20 protein-coding genes are annotated in these 18,350 nt (G+C 68.3%); 11 read left to right on the top strand and 9 right to left on the bottom strand.

Features of this window, described 5'->3' with window-relative positions:
• Positions 1–89 precede the first annotated feature (89 nt).
• Genes EV651_RS29785 through EV651_RS29765 form a run of 5 tightly spaced genes read left to right on the top strand, consistent with a single transcriptional unit; the run spans position 90 to position 5,446 of the window.
• A complete protein-coding gene (locus EV651_RS29785) occupies positions 90–1,400 on the top strand; it encodes an ABC transporter substrate-binding protein (protein WP_133788581.1) in 1,311 nt (436 codons plus the stop codon).
• 28 nt (positions 1,401–1,428) lie between these two features.
• Entirely contained in the window at positions 1,429–2,394 is a 966-nt protein-coding gene (locus tag EV651_RS29780) for a carbohydrate ABC transporter permease (RefSeq protein WP_133788580.1), read from the top strand.
• Positions 2,391–3,287, top strand: a complete 897-nt coding sequence (locus EV651_RS29775) for a carbohydrate ABC transporter permease (protein ID WP_133788579.1) — start codon at positions 2,391–2,393, stop codon at positions 3,285–3,287. Before EV651_RS29780 ends, EV651_RS29775 begins: the two co-directional genes overlap by 4 nt.
• Before the next feature lie 27 nt (positions 3,288–3,314).
• On the top strand, positions 3,315–4,322 hold the full coding sequence (locus tag EV651_RS29770) for a hydroxyacid dehydrogenase (RefSeq protein WP_133788578.1): 1,008 nt from the start codon (positions 3,315–3,317) through the stop codon (positions 4,320–4,322).
• Positions 4,323–4,363: 41 nt separating this feature from the next.
• Positions 4,364–5,446 (top strand): LacI family DNA-binding transcriptional regulator, encoded by a 1,083-nt coding sequence (locus tag EV651_RS29765; RefSeq protein WP_133788577.1) that lies wholly within the window; start codon positions 4,364–4,366, stop codon positions 5,444–5,446.
• 7 nt (positions 5,447–5,453) lie between these two features.
• On the opposite strand, the gene msrA is transcribed toward EV651_RS29765, so the two are convergent.
• Both msrA and msrB read right to left on the bottom strand, forming a co-directional pair.
• Entirely contained in the window at positions 5,454–6,005 is a 552-nt protein-coding gene (gene msrA, locus EV651_RS29760) for a peptide-methionine (S)-S-oxide reductase MsrA (RefSeq protein ID WP_133788576.1), read from the bottom strand.
• The gene (gene msrB, locus EV651_RS29755; protein ID WP_133788575.1) at positions 6,002–6,493 is read right to left on the bottom strand and encodes a peptide-methionine (R)-S-oxide reductase MsrB; all 492 of its coding nucleotides are present in this window, start codon (positions 6,491–6,493) and stop codon (positions 6,002–6,004) included. Before msrB ends, msrA begins: the two co-directional genes overlap by 4 nt.
• A gap of 229 nt (positions 6,494–6,722) precedes the next feature.
• On the opposite strand from msrB, the gene EV651_RS29750 reads away from it, so the two are divergent.
• Together EV651_RS29750 and EV651_RS43405 are read left to right on the top strand one after the other, a co-directional pair.
• Complete coding sequence (locus EV651_RS29750) at positions 6,723–7,430, top strand: SDR family NAD(P)-dependent oxidoreductase (protein ID WP_133788574.1); 708 nt, start codon at positions 6,723–6,725, stop codon at positions 7,428–7,430.
• On the top strand, positions 7,424–7,690 hold the full coding sequence (locus EV651_RS43405; RefSeq protein ID WP_133788636.1) for an NAD(P)-binding domain-containing protein: 267 nt from the start codon (positions 7,424–7,426) through the stop codon (positions 7,688–7,690). Before EV651_RS29750 ends, EV651_RS43405 begins: the two co-directional genes overlap by 7 nt.
• On the opposite strand, the gene EV651_RS29740 is transcribed toward EV651_RS43405, so the two are convergent.
• Positions 7,629–7,826, bottom strand: coding sequence for a hypothetical protein (locus tag EV651_RS29740; RefSeq protein ID WP_133788573.1), 198 nt, complete (start codon positions 7,824–7,826; stop codon positions 7,629–7,631). The genes EV651_RS43405 and EV651_RS29740 overlap by 62 nt on opposite strands.
• 18 nt (positions 7,827–7,844) lie before the next feature.
• Here EV651_RS29740 and EV651_RS29735 point away from each other — a divergent pair, with 18 nt between their 5' ends.
• Positions 7,845–8,450, top strand: coding sequence for a TetR/AcrR family transcriptional regulator (locus tag EV651_RS29735; protein WP_133788572.1), 606 nt, complete (start codon positions 7,845–7,847; stop codon positions 8,448–8,450).
• A gap of 45 nt (positions 8,451–8,495) precedes the next feature.
• Here the strand turns inward: EV651_RS29735 and EV651_RS29730 are convergent, their stop codons facing one another.
• Together EV651_RS29730 and EV651_RS29725 are read right to left on the bottom strand one after the other, a co-directional pair.
• Positions 8,496–9,710, bottom strand: coding sequence for an acyl-CoA dehydrogenase family protein (locus EV651_RS29730; RefSeq protein ID WP_133788571.1), 1,215 nt, complete (start codon positions 9,708–9,710; stop codon positions 8,496–8,498).
• A complete protein-coding gene (locus EV651_RS29725) occupies positions 9,710–11,014 on the bottom strand; it encodes an acyl-CoA dehydrogenase family protein (RefSeq protein WP_133788570.1) in 1,305 nt (434 codons plus the stop codon). The genes EV651_RS29730 and EV651_RS29725 overlap by 1 nt, the downstream gene beginning before the upstream one ends.
• 85 nt (positions 11,015–11,099) lie before the next feature.
• Here EV651_RS29725 and EV651_RS29720 point away from each other — a divergent pair, with 85 nt between their 5' ends.
• Genes EV651_RS29720 through EV651_RS29710 form a run of 3 tightly spaced genes read left to right on the top strand, consistent with a single transcriptional unit; the run spans position 11,100 to position 14,137 of the window.
• Positions 11,100–12,113 (top strand): LacI family DNA-binding transcriptional regulator, encoded by a 1,014-nt coding sequence (locus EV651_RS29720; protein WP_133788569.1) that lies wholly within the window; start codon positions 11,100–11,102, stop codon positions 12,111–12,113.
• Positions 12,114–12,173: 60 nt separating this feature from the next.
• Entirely contained in the window at positions 12,174–13,175 is a 1,002-nt protein-coding gene (locus EV651_RS29715; RefSeq protein ID WP_133788568.1) for an alcohol dehydrogenase catalytic domain-containing protein, read from the top strand.
• Positions 13,172–14,137, top strand: coding sequence for a Gfo/Idh/MocA family protein (locus tag EV651_RS29710; protein ID WP_133788567.1), 966 nt, complete (start codon positions 13,172–13,174; stop codon positions 14,135–14,137). Before EV651_RS29715 ends, EV651_RS29710 begins: the two co-directional genes overlap by 4 nt.
• On the opposite strand, the gene EV651_RS29705 is transcribed toward EV651_RS29710, so the two are convergent.
• The 4 genes from EV651_RS29705 to EV651_RS29690 form a co-directional block, all read right to left on the bottom strand.
• The gene (locus EV651_RS29705) at positions 14,127–15,371 is read right to left on the bottom strand and encodes an RNA polymerase sigma factor (RefSeq protein ID WP_133788566.1); all 1,245 of its coding nucleotides are present in this window, start codon (positions 15,369–15,371) and stop codon (positions 14,127–14,129) included. The two genes, EV651_RS29710 and EV651_RS29705, sit on opposite strands and share 11 nt — an antisense overlap.
• 145 nt (positions 15,372–15,516) lie before the next feature.
• Positions 15,517–15,924, bottom strand: coding sequence for a TIGR03668 family PPOX class F420-dependent oxidoreductase (locus EV651_RS29700; protein WP_133788565.1), 408 nt, complete (start codon positions 15,922–15,924; stop codon positions 15,517–15,519).
• Positions 15,921–17,513 carry an NAD(P)/FAD-dependent oxidoreductase gene (locus EV651_RS29695; RefSeq protein ID WP_133788564.1) on the bottom strand — a complete coding sequence of 531 codons (1,593 nt, stop codon included), beginning with the start codon at positions 17,511–17,513 and terminating at the stop codon, positions 15,921–15,923. The genes EV651_RS29700 and EV651_RS29695 overlap by 4 nt, the downstream gene beginning before the upstream one ends.
• A gap of 9 nt (positions 17,514–17,522) precedes the next feature.
• The gene (locus EV651_RS29690; protein ID WP_133788563.1) at positions 17,523–18,350 is read right to left on the bottom strand and encodes a CoA ester lyase; all 828 of its coding nucleotides are present in this window, start codon (positions 18,348–18,350) and stop codon (positions 17,523–17,525) included.

Genomic DNA, 18,350 nt, shown 5'->3' with positions numbered 1-18,350 from the left:
GGCTTTCATCTCCTAAGTTCCGTAGAAATCGTTAACTATGACACCTCGTCATCACCCGCCGATCCCTAGCTCACCGTGGAGATACGCGCATGCCCAGAACCAGTCGTCGCGCTGTGCTGACCGGCCTCGCCCTGTGCCTGGCCGCCACCACGGCCGCCTGCAGCAACGACGCCGGCAAGAACACCTCGTCCGGCCCGGTCGAGATCGAGTACTGGGCCTGGACGGACGCCGAACCGGTGGTCGACAAGTTCAACGCCACCCACACCGACATCAAGATCAAGTTCGTCAAACAGGCGGACCTGCCCACCACCGCGACGGGGCTGCGCAACGCCGTCGCGGCCGGCAGTGCGATCCCCTGCCTGGCGCAGAACTTCGGTGACGTGCCCGCCCTGCTGTCGGAGGGCCTGCTCACCGATGTGACCGACTACGTGAAGCCCGCGGAGGCGAAGTTCAAGGCCACCGCACTCAAGGGCGCCCAGATCCAGGACAAGTACTACGGCATCCCGACCGGCACCGGGCCGACGTTCATGATGATCAACCGCGCCGCCTACGACAAGTACGGCGTACCGGTGCCGAAGACGTGGGACGACGTGATCGCCGCCGGCAAGGCGCTCAAACCGCACGGCGTCCAGGTGATGAACCTGGCCGGTGAGGACCCGAGCACGCTGGTCAACCTGATCACCCAGGCCGGCGGGACCTGGTACTCGGTGCAGAACGATGCCTGGAAGGTCGACTTCCTCTCGCCCGAGTCCGTTGCCGCCGCCAACATTCTCCAGCAACTGGTGGACAACCGTCTGGTCGCCAACCAGACGTACCAGGACCGGCCCGCCCTGATCGCGTACTTCGACGAGGGCAAGATGGTCTCGCTGCCGACGTCCACCTGGCAGCTGACCAACTACGAGCTCCACTTCAAGAAGACCATAGGAGACTGGGAGCCGGTCGACCTGCCGCAGTTCGCCGGCGCCCCGAAGTTCGCGACTCCCGCGCACGGCAACGCACTGCTCGTGCCGAAGGGATGCCAGCACCCCGAGCAGGCAACTGAGGCGGGCATCTGGATGAACACGACCAAGGACGCCATCGACGCCACCTACGACAAGGCCACCGGATCGTACGCCTGGCCGGGCGCGATGCCCGACCCGTCGCCGTGGATCGACGCCGCCGTACCGCAGAAGCTGTTCGGCAGCCACCGCTCGGAGGCCAAGGCCGTGATCAGCAAGGCTTCCCAGGCCGGCGTGGACAACTGGCTGGTCGGCCCCAACTACACCGGCGTCTTCAAGGAACTGCAGGACCAGTGGGCGCAGGCGGTCACCAAGAAGATCACGTTCCACCAGCTCCTCGAGAACATGCAGAAGTTCACCGTCGACGACCTGAAGGCCAAGGGCATCAGCGTCACGAACTGAGACCGACGACCGAGTTGGAGGAGTACGGATGTCCCTGGACCTGAAGTCCGAACCGCTGACCTCACCACCCGCCCAAGGGTCCGGGGACGTCCGCGCCTCCGTCGGGCGCTGGCGCAGTACGGTAGCCCTCAAAGGCGCGTCGTTCACGGCGCCTTTCTTCGCCGGATTCGTGCTCTTCACCGTGATCCCGGTGCTGATGGCGCTGAGCAAGAGCCTCTACACCGCGAAGAGCTCCGGCCTCGGCTTCGGCGACAAGACCGTCACGTTCAGCGGGCTCGCGAACTTCGACCGCGCCCTGCACGACGTGAAGTTCTGGGGCAGCCTCTGGCGGGTCGCGCTGTTCGCCGTCGTGGTCATCCCACTGATCCAGCTCACCAGCCTCGCGTTGGCGCTGCTGCTCGACTCGGTTCGCAGACGCGTGGCCGGAAAGCTCCGGATCGCGATGCTCGTGCCCTACATGAGCCCCGGTATCGTCGCCACCCTCATCTGGATCTACCTCTACAGCCCCGCCGTCGGTCCGCTCACGCCGTTCTTCAAGCTGTTCGGGATCGACGCGAACTTCTACAGCAGCGGGATGATCTGGGTCTCGGTCGGCAATCTCGTCGCGTGGGGCAGCATCGGTTTCAACATGCTGATCGTGTACGGCGCTCTGCAAGCGGTGCCGCGGGACATCTTCGACAGCGCACGGGTCGACGGCGCGTCCGAGTGGCGTATCGCCTGGTCGATCAAAGTCCCGTACGTACGGCGTTCGCTGGTCCTGGTCAGCGTTCTCGGCATCATCGGAACCCTGCAGATCTTCAGTGAACCGTTGCTGTTCCGCTCGATGACGCCGGAGACCGTCACCAAGGACTTCACTCCGATCATGACCATCTACAACCAGGCCTTCGCCGTCGGCGACTTCAACTACGCCGCGGCCCTGTCCATCGTCCTCGCGCTGGTGGTCGGCCTGGTCTCGGCGACCTTCTACAAACTCACGAACAAGGCCCCCACATGACAACCGTGACAGTTCCCAAGCGCCGGTACGACGACGATCTGCCGGCCGGCCACCATCCGTCCAAGTTTTCCAGGATCTTGGTCTGGACGGGCCTTGTCGTCTTCCTCGTCTACTCGATCGCGCCGGTGTGGTTCCTCATCGTCTCCGCGACCAAGAGCCAGCGTGACCTCTACTCCACCAACGGCCTGTGGTTCGCGGACTTCCACCTCTTCGACAACATCCGGGACCTCTTCACCTATCACGACAGCATCTTCCTGCGCTGGATGGCGAACACGCTCCTGTACGGCGTCGCCGGGACGGTCGGCATGACCGTCATCTGCGTCGCCTGCGGATACGCGCTGGCCATGTACCAGTTCCGCGGCCGCGGCGTTCTCATGGGTTGCATCATCGCCTCGTTCCTGATCCCGGGCGCGCTGCTGACCATCCCTTCGTTTCTTCTCTACACCCGGTTGCACCTCGTCGACACGCCCTGGGCGATCATCGTGCCCCACTTCTTCAGCGCGTTCTCCGTCTACCTGGCCAAGGTGTACGCCGAAGGCGCCATCCCGCCGGAACTGCTCGAGGCGGCCCGTGTGGACGGCGCCGGCGAGTACCGCGCCTTCTTCACCATCGGAGCACGGCTGATGACCACCGGCTCGGCGACCATCTTCCTGCTCGGGTTCGTCGGCTCCTGGAACTCGTTCTTCGGCCCACTGGTGTTCCTGCGCGGCGAACAGAAGTGGACCATCATGCTCGGCCTGTACTCCTGGCTGAACATCAAGGTCGACCAGTCCGTCGACCTGACCGGACTGGTCATGGTCGGAGCGATCGTCTCGCTCATCCCGATCGTCGCCCTGATGCTGTCCATGCAGCGGTACTGGCGCTCCGGCATCACGCTGGGCAGCGTCAAGTAACACTCCCAACCATGAACGGAGGAGCCCGTGGCCGACCGGCCCGCGGCACTTTTCGCCCTCGGTGCTCACCATCTGCCGGATCTGTACCCACCACGATCGATGCACCGCCTGCAGCAACTCGTGCGCATCGATCAGACCGTCGTCGCCGAGCGGTTCGACACCGATGACGTCCGGGCCGCCCTGGCCTCGTCCGAGTTCCTGATCACCGGATGGGGTTGCCCACCGATCACCGCGGCCGTCCTCGACGCGGCACCGAAGCTGCGGGCGATCCTGCACACCGCCGGCTCGGTCAAGTCGCTGCTGTCTCCGGCATGCTGGGAACGCGGTCTGGCGATCACCTCGGCCGCCGCGGCCAACGCCGTACCTGTCGCCGAGTACACCCTTGCTGCGATCCTCTTCGCCGGCAAGGACGTCTTCCGTCTCCGCGACCAGTACCACGCGAGCAGAAACTTCACCCTGGCCGAAGTCCAGGCAGGGATCGGAAACTACGGCCGGACGGTCGGAGTGATCGGCGCCTCGCGGATCGGCCGGCGCGTCATCGAACTGCTCCGCCCCTTCGACTTCGACGTGTACTTGTTCGACCCGTACGTCGACGCGGTCACCGCTGCCGATCTCGGCGTACGCCTGGTCGATCTGGACACCCTGCTGCGGAACTGCGACATCGTCAGCGTGCACGCGCCGGCGAACGCACAGACCGACCAGCTCGTCGGGGCCGAACAACTCGCGCTGCTGCGGGACGGAGCGACCTTGATCAACACCGCGCGCGGCAGCCTCGTCGACACCGATGCGCTGATCCACCACCTCGAGACGGGACGGCTGTACGCCGTGCTCGATGTGACGGATCCTGAGCCGTTGCCTCACACCTCCACACTCTGGGAGCTGCCCAACGTCTTCCTGACACCGCACGTCGCCGGCTCGCACGGCAACGAACTGGCGCGGATGGGCGACTGCATCGTCGACGAACTCGAGCGCGTCCTGGACGGCCGCCCGTTCCGGCACGCCATCGTGGCCACCGATCTGGACCGGGTCGCCTGACCTATCGTTGACCCATTCCAGCAGCTGCGAAGGGGGCCACGGTGGCACGCCAACCGACATCGGGCGACCGTCCGACCGTCAAGGACGTCGCCGCGTCGTCGGGGGTGTCCGCCACCACGGTGTCCCGGGTGCTCGCCGGCAACTATCCCGTCTCGACCGCAACGCGCGCGCGGGTGATGAAGGCCGTCCGCGAACTGGACTACGTCATCAACGCCCAGGCCCGGGCCCTGGGCGGCGGCGGCACCAAGACCGTGGCCTTCATCGTGCACGACCTGGTCGGCCCTGCCTTCGCGTACGTCGGTCAAGGCGTCGAGCAGCAGGCCACCGCCGAGGGCCGGCTGTGCCTGGTCTGCACCACCCACGGCGATCCCGAACGTGAGCTGGAACTGATCGAGCTCATGCGCGAGCAGCAGGCCGAGGCAGTGGTCCTGGTCGGTGGCGGCAGCAACAGCCGCAGCTACGTCGAGCGGATGACTCAGGTCGCCCGGGCGCTGGACAAGTCCGGCTCCCGCCTGGTGCTGTGCGGCCGCCCGCCGCTGGATCCCGACGTACCCGCGACAGTCGTCGAGTACGACAACGAAGGCGGCGCCTACGCCATCACGAGCTACCTCATCTCCCTCGGTCACCGTGACATCGCCTTCCTGGGCGCCGGCGAACCGGGCCATATGACCATCGACGGACGTCTGCGCGGGTTCGAGCGCGCCCACGACGCACACCACCTCCCAGTGATGCCGCAACCGGCCCGCGCGATCACCTTCGACCGCGAGTCCGGCTACCAGGCCACCCGCGAACTGCTGGGGCGCGGCCAGAAGTTCACCGCCATCTTCGCCGCGACCGACGTCGTGGCCAGCGGTGTGCTGGTCGCGCTACGAGAAGCCGGCCTGCGGGTACCCGACGACGTCTCGGTCGTCGGGTACGACGACATCCCGCTGGCGAGAGACCTCACACCGCAGCTCACCACAGTCCACGTGGACCACGAGGAACTCGGCCGCACCGCCGTACGCTATGCCCTCAACCGCGACCGGCACGCCATGAACCAGCACACCGTGATGGGCACCCACGTGGTCATCCGAAACTCCGCCGGCGCACCTCCCAAATCAACCTGGACGCGTTCCGGGAAGTAGCCTCGGATCAGGCGGTGGTGGCGCGCCGCGGCAGCACCCAGTTCGGGCGTACGAAGTGGCACGTGTACCCGGCGGGGTACTTGACCAGGTAGTCCTGGTGCTCCGGCTCGGCCTCCCAGAACGGACCCGCAGGCTCGATCGTCGTCACGGCCTTGCCCGGCCACAGGCCCGACGCGTCCACGTCGGCGATCGTGTCGCGAGCGACCTCCTCCTGCTCCGGCGTGAGCGGAAAGATCGCCGAGCGATAACTGGTGCCGACGTCGTTGCCCTGACGGTTCACCGTCGACGGGTCGTGGATCTGGAAGAAGAACGCCAGGATGTCGCGGTACGTCGTCCGCGCCGGGTCGAAGACGATCTCCACGGCTTCGGCGTGCCCGGGATGATTGCGGTACGTCGCATGCTCGTTCTGCCCGCCCGTGTACCCGACACGCGTCTCGAGTACGCCGGGCTGCCGGCGGATCAGGTCCTCCATACCCCAGAAACAGCCGCCGGCGAGGACGGCTGTCTCGGTGCCGGGCTTACGCGTGATCTGCCCGTTGTCGTCGATTCCGCTGGTCATGATGCAGGCTCCTGGGTGCTCGTGATGTCGCTGGACGTGTCGGCTGTCTCGAACAGCGACCGATACTCGCCGTACCCCTGACTCTCCAGTTCGGAGACCGGGACGAAGCGCAGGGCGGCGGAGTTCATGCAGTACCGCTGGCCGCCCGCCGCGGCGGGGCCGTCATCGAAAACATGACCGAGGTGGCTGTCGGCTCCAGTGGACCGTGCCTCCGTGCGGGTCATCCACAGCGACCTGTCGGTCACTGTGCGAACCGCGTCGTCCGCGATCGGCTTGGTGAAGCTCGGCCACCCGGTGCCGCTGTCGTACTTGTCGGTCGACGAGAACAGAGGCTGGCCGGAGACCACGTCCACATAGATCCCGGGCTCGTGGTTGTCCCAGTACTCGTTCCGGAATGCGGGTTCCGTGCCGTCCTTCTGCGTCACGCGGAACTGGCTGTCGGTGAGGCGACTGACCGCCTCCGGAGTCTTCCTGTAGTCGTGTGCCACGGTTTCTCCCTTTCTGACGTCGCTGGCTGCGCCGTCACCGGTAACAACATCGCCGGCAGCTGATTTGGTCCCGGGTTCCGCAGAACGCGCTGTGACCGCGATCTCAACTCAGATCGCAGGGCGTCCGTGGAGACGCGCTCCACTTCGGATGTAACTAACTGTTGACTTACCTGGGTGCTCGAGCTAGCTTGTAACTATCCAGTTAGATACGAGCCACAAGGAGCCAGTCATGACAACCACACTCATCACCGGAGCAAGCAAGGGTCTTGGCCACGAAACGGCCCGTCAGTTGGTGGCCGCGGGGCACACGGTCTACGTGGGAGCCCGCGATGCCGACCGCGGCCAGCAGGCCGCCGACCGCCTGGGCGCGCGATTCGTCCAGATCGATGTCACCGACGACGCCTCGGTCGCCGCCGCGGTCAAGCAGATCGAGGCGGACGGCGGACTCGACGTCCTCGTCAACAACGCCGGAATCGAGGAGCGCACGCCCGACGGCGGCTTCGTCGCGGCCGCGGACGTCACCGCCGACAGCGTCCGTACGGCGTTCGAGACGAACGTCTTCGGCCTGGTCCGGGTCACTCACGCCTTCCTGCCACTGCTCCAACGTTCGGCCGCTCCGGTCGTCGTCAACGTGAGCAGTGGACTGGGGTTGACACGAGATCTGGCCGACCCGACCGCGCCCGCGAGCTTCTACCCCGGGATCGCCTACCCGGCCTCCAAGGCCGCGGTCAACATGATCACCGTGCAGCTCGCCAAGGCCTTCCCCGGCATCCGGATCAACGCCGCGGACCCGGGCTTCACCGCCACCGACCTCAACTACCACACCGGGACCCAGACCGTCGAACAGGGCGCCGAGAGCATCGTCCGCCTCGCTCGGATCGGCCAGGACGGCCCGACTGGCGGCTTCTACGACGCCGCCGGCCCGGTGGCCTGGTAAGCCTGGTCAATCACGGCACCGGGCTGCCCCAGGCCGCCCAGACCCTGGCCGACCTCGCCAAGCCCTACGGGGTCGCCGTCCTGGACGCACCCGTCAGCGGCGGCCACGCGGTCGCACTGGCCCGGCAACTCACCACGATCGTCGGCGGCGACAAGGACGTCGTCGAACGCCTCGAGCCGGACCGGCAACGTCCACCACCTACAGCCGTTCGAACTCATCGACATGCAACTGTTCAGCCACGCTGTCGCGCCCCTCGGTGACGAAGCGGGTGACGTCATCGCCCGAGCCACCGCCGGCGCTCGCGATCTCGACGAGCTCACCGCTTTGATCCTCACCTGAGCTCCTCATCTCCGCGCCCGGCACCCCTTGCGCGCTGCCGGGCGCACGAACTACCACGCAGGTAAGGTGATCAACATGTCCGAAGCGGCGGCCGCGCGAAAACCACGTCCCCGTAACGCGGCGGCAACCAAGGCACTGCTCCTCAAAGCAGCCACCGAAGAATTCGCCGAATACGGACTCGCCGGCGCACGGATCGACCGAATCGCCGAACGCGCCGGCGCCAACAAGCGCCTCCTCTACGTCTACTTCGGCGACAAGAACCAACTGTTCGACGCAGTCGTGCAAGAACAGACTGATGCAGTCCTCAAGTCCGCGCCCATGGACGACGGCGACCTGTGCGCGTTCGCCACCGCCCGCTTCGACTACATCCTGGCCAACCCCGACTCGCGCAGAATCGCCGCCTGGCGCAGCTTCGAGCAGACCGAACCGTCCGACGCCGAGCGCGGCGCGTTCCAGGCGAGAATCGAGGCCGTGGAGAAGGCCCAACGCGCCGGGCGAATCCGCACCGACATCCCGGCCGCGGACCTGTTCGCTTTCGTTCTCCGCCTGACCGAGAGCTGGCTCAGCGCCCCGCCCGCACTCCTCGCCGCCGGCGGCAAGGACCCACTCTCACCCGACCGACTGCACCAACACCGCACCGCCCTGCAAACCGCCGTTCGCAGCCTCGTCGAACCCCCCTGACCGGCTTCAGACCGTTGCCACACGAACTGACGCCGGCAATCAAGGCTATTTGAGTTCGGCGGACGTCTTGCCCAGCAACCGGCGGGCGACGATTAGTTGTTGGATTTGTTGGGTGCCTTCGAAGATGTCGAGGATTTTGCTGTCTCGGGACCACTTTTCGAGGAGGTGGTGTTCGGAGTAGCCGAGGGAGCCGGTCAGTTCTACGCAGCGGAGGGTGATGTCGTTGGCGGAGCGCCCGGCCTTGGCTTTGGCCATGGAGGCCTGGAGGGAGTTGGGTTGGCCGTTGTCGGCCATCCAGGCGGCCTGGAGGGTGAGGAGGTAGGCGGCTTCCCAGTCGGCTTCCATGGCGAGGTACGTCGCGGCCGCGGCGGACTGCAGATGGACGGGCCGGTCGTAGTCGATCTGTACGCCGGCTTCCGACAGCAACTCGCGGGTGAGCTCCAGGGAAGCGCGGGCGCAGCCGACAGCCATCGCGGCGACCAGCGGGCGGGTGTTGTCGAAGGTCTGCATGACCCCGGCGAAGCCCTTGTCGATGTCCGCGGATCCCAGCAGGTTCTCGCGCGGGACGCGACAGTTCTCCAAGCGGATCGTCGCGGTGTCGGAGGCGCGGATCCCGAGCTTGTGCTCCAGTCGTTCGACGGTCATGCCGGGCGTGTCCTTCATGACCACGAACGACTTGATCGCGGCCCGGCCGAGCGACTTGTCGAGCGTCGCCCAGACGACGACCGCGTCGCAGCGGCCGCCGGCGGTGACGAAGATCTTCTCGCCGTCCAGCACATAGGCGTCGCCGTCGAGCCGCGCGGTGGTCCGGATGCCGGCCGAGTCCGAGCCGCAGCCCGGTTCGGTGATCGCCATCGCGGCCCACACGCCGTCGAAGCGCCGCAGCTGTTCGTCCGACGCGACGGACGCGATCGCCGAGTTGCCGAGGCCCTGGCGCGGCATCGACAGCAGCAGCCCGACGTCACCCCAGCACATCTCCATGATCGACAGCACCGACGACAGGTTCGACCCGTTCACGACGCCGTCCTCGGTGCCGTCGGAGGCGGCAGCGGTACGCCGTACGCCGGAGGCACCCGCGCCGGAACCGGTGCCTGAGGCCCCTAATCCGTCGACCATCGCGGCGAGCATGTCCAGCTCGACCGGGTACTCGTGCTCGGCCAGGTCGTAGCGGCGCGAGTTCGGGCGCAGCATCTCGGCCGCGACCTGATGCGCCTGATTGACGAAGGCCCTGAACTTGCGAGGAGTCTCGAGGTTGATCATCAGACCAGCACCGCACCTTCCATCACGCCGATCGCCCGCAGGTCGCGGTACCACCGCTCCACCGGATGCTCCTTCACGAACCCGTGCCCGCCGAGCAGCTGTACGCCGTCGGTCCCGATCTGCATGCCCTTCTCTGCGCACAACCGGCGCGCCAACGCCACCTCCCGGGCAAAGGGAAGGCCTTGTGAGGCCCGCGATCCGGCCCGGTACGTCACGAGCTTCATGCCCTCGAGCTCGATCCCGATGTTCGCGACCATGAAAGCCACCGACTGCCGATGGCTGATCGGCTCGCCGAAGGCGGTGCGTTCGTTGACGTACGGCGTGACGTAGTCGAGCACCGCCCGCGCCGTACCCAGCGACAATGCGCACCACCCGAGCCGCGACAACCGCACGCACTCGGCATAGTCCTCCACCGATCCGAGCGGGACAGCCGGAACGTCAGCGAGAATCACCCGACTCAGCGACGCGGCCCGCAAACCCATCGACGGCTCGGCCTCGATCGTGACACCGGGATGATCCGGCTCGACCACGAACAACCGCGGCCCGGCGTCGGTCTGCGCGCCGATGACGAACAGCTCCGCCTCGGCGGCGCGCGGAACCAGCGACTTCACGCCGTTCAGCAGCCCGCCGGTGAACCGCGTCTGCAGCTCGAAGGGATCGAACAACGGCCGTGGCTCGAGCAGCGCTAGCGCCGCTGCCGGCACCGACGAGCCGGTGAAGGCCGGCAGGTACGTCGCCTGCTGCGTCTCGTCGCCCCACAGCGAGATCGCCGTACTCACCGCGGACGGCGCCAGACACGCCACGGCCTGCCCGAGGTCGCCGTGCGCGAGGGCCTCGGCGACCAGTACGCCGGTCATCGCGGACCGCTCGGTGACGATGCCGCCGAGCTCCTCCGGGACCTCGATCAGGCTCAGCCCGAGCTCGGCCGACGACTCCAGGACCTCGGGGTCCGTGGTGCACGCGGTGTCCGCGGCGGCGGCAGCGGGACGCAGTACGTCGGCGGCGAACGAGCGCACGACGTCGACCATCATCTGCTGGTCCTCGGTCGGCGTCAGGTCGAACCGCCCGGTCCCCTTCGCCGCGGGCAGCCGGGACGGCGCGGTCAGCTTCGTCGCCGCCGAGAATCGCCGGGACAGCACCCCCGCCGTCCGGAAACCGGTCTTGGTCGCCTCGAACACCGCCCGCTCGGCCGGCTTGCGCAGCCCGAGCCGATCGATCGCCCGCCACTGGGCCAGCCGGTTCAGCAGGGCGACCCCGACTCCGATCGCGTCCCGCCGCCCACGCGTCCGCTCCTCGATGCTCATGCCGCTACTGTAAACCGAAGTTACAACCCAGGTCACGCTTTACCCGTTGTAACCTGACCAACCCAGGCTCAGAAGGAGTGCAGCGGTGGCGGTCAGCATGTCCGACGTGGCCCGGCACGCGGGCGTCTCGCAGCGGACCGTCTCGAACGTGGTGAACAACTACGTCCACGTCTCCCCCGCGACCCGGGCCCGGGTCCAGGCCAGCCTCGACGCCCTCGGCTACCGCCCGAACACGGCCGCCCGCAGGCTGCGCAGCGGCCGGACCGGCACCGTGACGCTGGCCGTCCCGACTTTTCGCGAGCGGTACTTCGCAGACCTCGCCGAGGCGGTCGTTTCCGCCGCGAGACAGCGCTCCACGACCGTTCTCGTCGAGACCACCGGCGGCAGCCACGAGACCGAACTCGAGCTGCTCCGGGGCGGCGGCGAGATCCTCACCGACGGCGTGATCATGAGCGCGGTCTCCCTCGGCCGCACCGATCAACGCAGTACGCACCCGGTGGTCCTGATCGGTGACCGCGAGCCGGGCAGCGCGATCGACCACGTCGGCATCAAGAACCGCGAGGCCGCCCAGGCTGCCGTCACCCATCTCCTCGACAGCGGCCGCCGGCGGATCCTGCTGCTCGGCGCGAACCACGGACCGAGGCGCTCGTACCAGCTGCGCAGGCAGGGTTACCAAGCGGCGTTGAAGAAGTACGGGATCGAACCAGATCCGGCCCTGGTGGTCGAGTGCGACTGGACGACCGCGGCGGCCGCCGACGCCGTCACCGCGCTGCTCGCCGAGAGAGCGCTGTCCACCGGGAGAGCGGGGATCCTCGCGATGGACGGGATCTTCGCGATGAACGACTCTGCCGCGCTCGGTGCCATCCGCGCCCTGGTCCGCGCCGGGATCGACGTACCGGGTCAGGTCTCGGTGATCGGCTTCGACGACATCGTCGAGGCCGGTCTGTCCACGCCGTCGCTCAGCACGGTCGCACCGCTGCTCGACGACATCGCGAGCATGGCACTCGACCTGCTCGAGGAGCAGCTGGACGAGGATCATGTCCCGCAGCACCGGATGGCCGGGTACGAGCTCCGCGTTCGGGAGAGCACCAACCGCTGACACATCGGTCACCGCCAGCCCCTTGTGGGCAGGATTTGCTACGTAGTAAATTCCGGCGGCATGACGCGTACCGCCCTCGCCCCCAGGTTCACCGGGGCCGGCACCATCGAGTTCGCGGACCACGAGTACCCGGACCCCGGACCCGGGCAGCTCCTCCTCGCCGTCCAGGCCAACGCCCTCTGCGGCACCGACCGCCACCAGTTCTACGACGGCTCGTCAGTCGTCCCCGGACACGAGGCCGCCGGCACCGTCCTGCAGACCGGCGAGGGCACCACCACACCCGTCGGCACCCGCGGCGCCGTCTTCCTGATGGACTTCTGCGGCGAATGTCGAAGCTGCAAGTACGACGCGACCAACCAGTGCCTCGCCAAGCGCGCCGACATGGGCTTCACCCACGACGGCGGCTACGGCCCGTACGAACTGGTGCACGAGTCCAACTTCTTCCCGATCACCGACGACATCGAGATCGGCAACGCGACGATGCTGCTCGACGTGATGGGCACCAGCAGCCACGCCCTCGGCCGCGCCGCGCTGGTCCGGCAGGACGTCGAGAGCGTCTACATCGCCGGCGCCGGACCGATCGGGCTCGGGCTGACCGTGATGAGCAAGCTCAAGTACGACGTACCCGTCTACATCTCCGACTTCTCCCGCTGGCGGCTCGACTTCGCCGAATCGTTCGGCGCGATCCCGCTCCTCGCCGACGACCTCACCAAGGCCGGGAACCCCGATCTCGCGTTCGACGCGTCCGGCAAGGAATCCGCCCGCCGCGCGGCGCTCGACATCCTCGGCCCGCGCGGCGCCCTGATCTGCGTAGGCCACGGCGAATCGGTCACGCTCGACGTGTCCCGCGACCTGATCAGCCCCGAGCACGCGGTCATCGGCAGCGAGTACTTCCGGTACGACGAGATGCCCGGCAACCTCGCGCTCCTCCAGAAACATCAGGAGCTCATCGGACGCGTGATCAGCCACCGCTTCCCGGTCGCGGACATTGCCGAGGCGTTCCGGCTGTTCATGGCGGGCGAAACGGGCAAGGTCGTCGTCACCCAGGACGGCGCCTCGTGAGGGTCGCCGTGGTCGGCGCCGGCGGCTGGGGCGAGCACCACGCGCGCATCTTCTGCCGCCGCGAGGACACCGACCTCGTGGCGGTCTGCGGCCGCACACCGGCCCGCACCCAGGCACGGGCCGAGAGGTACGGCGCGACGCCGTACACCGATCTCGACGAGATGCTGCGCACCGAGCACCCCGAGCTCGTCACGGTCTGCCTGCCGAACGAGGACCACTACGACGTCACGCTGAAGCTCGTGCGTACCGCCGTACCGCTGCTGGTCGAGAAGCCGCTCGTCTTCGACCTCACCGAGGCGGACACACTGCTCGCCGAAGCCGGCGACCGGTTCTTCGCGATCAACTTCAACCACCGGTACGCCGAGCCGGTACAACGCGCGAAGGCCCTCATCGACGCGGGCGAGCTGGGCGACCTGATCTTCGCGACCTGGCGCTTCGGCGGCGAGGCGAACCACGGCCGGTCCCCGCACGCCAACCTGATCGAGACCCAGTGCCACGGCTTCGACATGCTCGAACACCTCGTCGGCCCGATCTCCGCGGTCTCCGCGCACCTGACCGACAAGACGTACGGCGCGTTCAGCACGCTCGCGCTCGCGGTCGACTTCGAGAACCGTGCGGTCGGCACGATGCTCGGCACGTACGACTCGTCGTACGCCTACCCCGACACCCAACGCATCGAGATCAACGGCACGTTGGGCCGCCTCGTCATCCACGACACCGTCCGCGCGCTGACGTTCTCCAAGGCCGGCGACCCGGTCGAGCAGCGCTGGCATTCGACGTACTTCGACGACGAGGCCCGCAACTTCGCGGGCACCTTCGACCGCCACGTCGACGCGCTGCTGACCGCACTCCGCGCCGGCGACCCACCACCCGTGCACGCCCGCGCCGGCCGCCGGGCCCTCGCACTCGCCCACGCCGCCATCGAATCCCACGAGACCGGCCGCCGGGTGGTCATCCCGTGAGCGCGTCGGCCTTCGCCTGCAGGTAGCGCTGCTCCGGGAGGCTCGTCGTACGGCGGGCTGCGGCCAGGTAATGCTCGTGTGCCTTGGCCGGGTCCCCCGCGCGCTCGTACAGGTGCGCACGGACCGCGTCCAGCCGATGGGTCTCGGTGATGTTCTTGTCGTCCTCGAGCGTCGCGAGCAGGTCGAGACCCGCCTGCGGACCCTCGACCTGGGCGAGCGCGATCGCGCGGTTGAGCGTCACCATCGGGTTCGGCGCGAGCTTCTCGAGCAGCAGGTACAGCGCGAGGATCTGCCGCCAGTCGGTCTCGTCCGCGCTCGGCGCCTCCGCGTGGACGGCGGCGATCGCGGCCTGCAACTGGTACGACCCGACCGCGCCCTGCTGCAGCGTGTGCAGGATCAGGTCAGCACCTTCGGTGATCTGCGCACGGTCCCACAACGACCGGTCCTGCTCGTCGATCGGCACCAGGCCGCCGTCCGCGGTCGTCCGCGCCGCACGGCGTGAGTCGGTCAGCAACATCAACGCCAGCAGGCCCGCGACCTCACCGTCGTCGGGCAGCGCGGCGCGCAGCATCCGCGTCAGCCGGATCGCCTCCGCCGTCAGCTCGACCCGTTGCAGGTCCTCGCCCGAGCTGGCCGTGTAGCCCTCGTTGAAGATTAGGTACAGCACCTGCAGTACGACGCGCAGTCGGTCCGCTCGCTCCGACTCGGGCGGCATCACGAACCGGCTGCCGGCCGCCTTGATGCTCTTCTTCGCCCGACTGATCCGCGGCGCCATCGTTGCCTCCGGCACCATGAACGCGCGCGCGATCTCCGCGGTGGTCAGACCGCCGACCGCCCGCAACGTCAACGCGACCTGCGAGGCCGGCGTCACGGCCGGATGGCAGCACAGGAACAGCAACGTCAACGTGTCGTCGGTGTCCGGTGCCTCGCCCACATCGGCTGCAGGCGAGACCAGCTCCTCGGGCCCGGCCATCGCCGCGACGTTGTCCTCGCGCCGCCGCCGCGCGTTCTCGCTCCGGAAGGCGTCCGTGAGCCGCCGCGTCGCCACCGTGATCAGCCAGCCCCGCGGATTCGCCGGTACGCCGTCCACCGGCCACTGCGTCGCCGCCGCCAGCAACGCCTCCTGTACGGCGTCCTCACACAGGTCGAACTGCCCGTGCCGCCGAGCCAGAAACCCCAGCACCTGCGGCGCAAGCTCCCGCAGCAGCCCCTCCACACTCACGCGCTCCTCCACCCCGGCAGCCTACGCGTCGGCTCATGTACAACTCCCGCCCGCGTGCAAGCTCGACAGGATGTGTCGGACCGATCGGGCCGACTTGCGTCGATCGCCCGCCTGGCGGCTGGGATCGGAGTGCGATACGTCCTGTCGAGATTGCACGTCAACTGAACGACCAGCCCGACCATCCGTCGGCTCGGATCGTGATGACCTGACCTTGCGGTGGCTCGGCCTCGTACTGCGGGTACTTGGCTACCAGCAGCTCGACCGCCGCCGCGTGCTCGGGCACCACGCGCGCGACCCCGTCGACCCGGACCCACCACAGGTGCGTCCAGTCCTCGTCGTACTCGTCCACCAGCACGGCGACCCGCTCATGCGCCGTGATGTTCCGCAACCGCTTCAGCGCAGTCGTCGACTTCGGCTTGTGGTCGATGCCGATGAACAGTTCGTCGCCATGTACGACGTACGTCACCGGCACAATGTGCGGTCGCAGGTCCACACCCACAGTCGCCAACCGCCCCACCCGGGCAGCCGCCACCCGAGCCCTACATGCTCCTTCGTCAAGCCTCACCGTTGGAGGTGGCGGAGGGTGGCGGTGGGGAGTTTGCGGGTCAGGGGGCCCAGGAGGGAGGCGTCGCGGAGGGCGGTTCGGGCGGCGAGGTGGCCGCAGGCTCCGTGGACGCCGCCGCCGGGGTGGATGGCAGAGCTGCCCAGGTACAGGCCCTCGACGAAGGTGCGGGCGCTGCCGAGGCCGATCGTCGGGCGGAAGATCAGTTGCTGGTGGAGCTGCATCGTGCCGCCGCCGACCGCGCCGAGCCCGAGCGCGGCGTTCCCCGACTCCAGCGTGGACGGACGCTGCAGATCGCGGTCGATGACCAGATCGCCGAAGCCGGGGGCGAATCGCTCGATCGCACGTTCCATCCGGCCGGCCAGCTTCTCCGCCGAGGCGTCGTCGGCGACCCCGCGCGGCAGGTGCGCGTACGCCCAGACCGCCTCGGTTCCGTCCGGCGACCGGGTCAGATCCGACTTCGTGGTCTGGCCGATCAACAGGAACGGCTGCGACGGCACCCGCCCGGTGTCGAGATCGGCGGACAAGTGCACGAGCTCGTCGGCCGTCCCACCGAGATGCACCACGCCGGCCGACCGCGCCTCCGGAGCCAGCCACGGGATCGGGCCGTTCAGCCGGAAGTTCAGCTTGACCGTCGGGTAGTCCCACTCGAACCGGTCGTCCAGATCCCGCCGCAGCCCGCCCGGAATGAGGACCTGCGGCAACAACTCGCCGTACAGCACCGGCGCGGAGGTGTCCGCGACGACGGCGCGTTCGACGAGTACGCTCTCGCCGGATGCGGTGTGTACGGCGGTCACTCGGCCCGCGGACACCTCGAGACCGGTCACCGGCGTGCCCGAAACCAGCAACGCGCCCGCCCGCTCGGCCCGTCGTACCATCGCGCCGGAGAACGCGGAGGATCCGCCGGCGACGACCGGGAAGCCCACGTCCTGGGCCAGCATCGCGAGCAGCCAGCCCATCGTCCCGCTGACGGCGCCCGACAGCGGCGCGTCCGCGTGCAGCGAGTTCCCGGCGATGATCGCCGGGCCCTGCCGCCCGTCGAACAGCTCCTGGCCCATCCGGTGCATCGGCATCGCCATGAACCGCGCGAACCGCAGCAGCTCCCCGGCCGAACCGAGCTTCCGGGCCAGCTTCACCCCAGGACCGATGGGCGGCCAGGTCGTCAGCAGCGCCTTCAGCAACGGCTCCCGGATCGACACGTACTGCTGATACAGGCGCAACCACGCGTCACCGTCGCCCGGGTGCTCCGCGCCGATCGACTTCGCGGTGTCCTCCGGATCCGGGTGGATCGCGGCCGCGGCGCCGTCGGAGTCGAGCAGATGGACGAGCGGGAGCGGCGCATGCGCCCATTTCAGGCCGAACTTCTCGAGCTCCAGCGCCCGGAGCACCGGTGACGCTACCCCGAGCGGGTAGTTCGAACTGAAACGATCACTGATCCAGCCGCCGCCCTCGGTCGAGCGGACAGCACCGCCGAACGTGTCGGCGGCCTCCAGCACCAGCACGTCCCAGCCGGCATCGGCGAGCGTGATCGCGCTCACCAGCCCGTTCGGCCCGGAACCGATCACCACGGCATCAACACTGCGCGGCAGCATGGTTCGAGCCTAACCGGAGCGGGCTTCGATCTCTTGCATGAGGGTGGTGAGCTCGCGGGCGCGGCCGATCATGGCGGGGTCGACCATGCGACCGTCGGGGAGCACGATCACGCCGCCGTGGGCGACATCCGCCTTCTCGACGGCGGCCAGCAGCGCCTCCGCCTCGGCGACCTGGATCGCCGACGGGGTGAACGCCTCGACGATCGTGGCGAGCTGCCGCGGGTGGATCGCCGTACGGCCGACGAATCCGAGCGCGCGGCCTTCCTGCGACGTGCGGCGGAGACCGTCCTGGTCCTGCACGTTCGGGTAGACCGACATCATCGGCGCGCCGAGGCCCGCGGCCCGTGACGCCGAGACGAGCCGGCCGCGCGCCCAGGCGAGACCCTCGGGGCCGTCCACCCCGAGCGCACTGGACAGGTCCGCCTCACCGAGCGCGATCGCGATGACACGCGGATCGGCAGTCGCGATCTCGAACGCGCGCTCGAGGCCCAGCGGCGACTCGATCAGCGCTGTGATCCTTGCCGACGGCACCTTTTCCAGGACCGCCCGCACATCCGCCGCGCTCTCGACCTTCGGCACCCGGATCCGCACCCCGGGTACGGCGGAGATCGCCGCCAGGTCGTCCGCGATCCACGGTGTGCCGAGCGCGTTCACGCGAACCTCCACCGGCCGGTGGGAGTTCACCGCGATCCAGGCCACCGCCCAGCCGCGCGCGTCCGCCTTGTCGGCGACCGGTACCGCGTCCTCGAGATCGAACACCACCAGATCGGGGCCCGCGGCAACTGCCTTCGCGAACCGGTCCGGCCGGTTCGCCGGAACATACAGTGCCGTCAGCAC

The sequence above is a fragment of the Kribbella sp. VKM Ac-2571 genome (genome assembly GCF_004362255.1).
GTDB classification, from domain to species: domain Bacteria; phylum Actinomycetota; class Actinomycetes; order Propionibacteriales; family Kribbellaceae; genus Kribbella; species Kribbella pratensis.
This window is presented reverse-complemented; position numbering and strand designations above follow the sequence as displayed.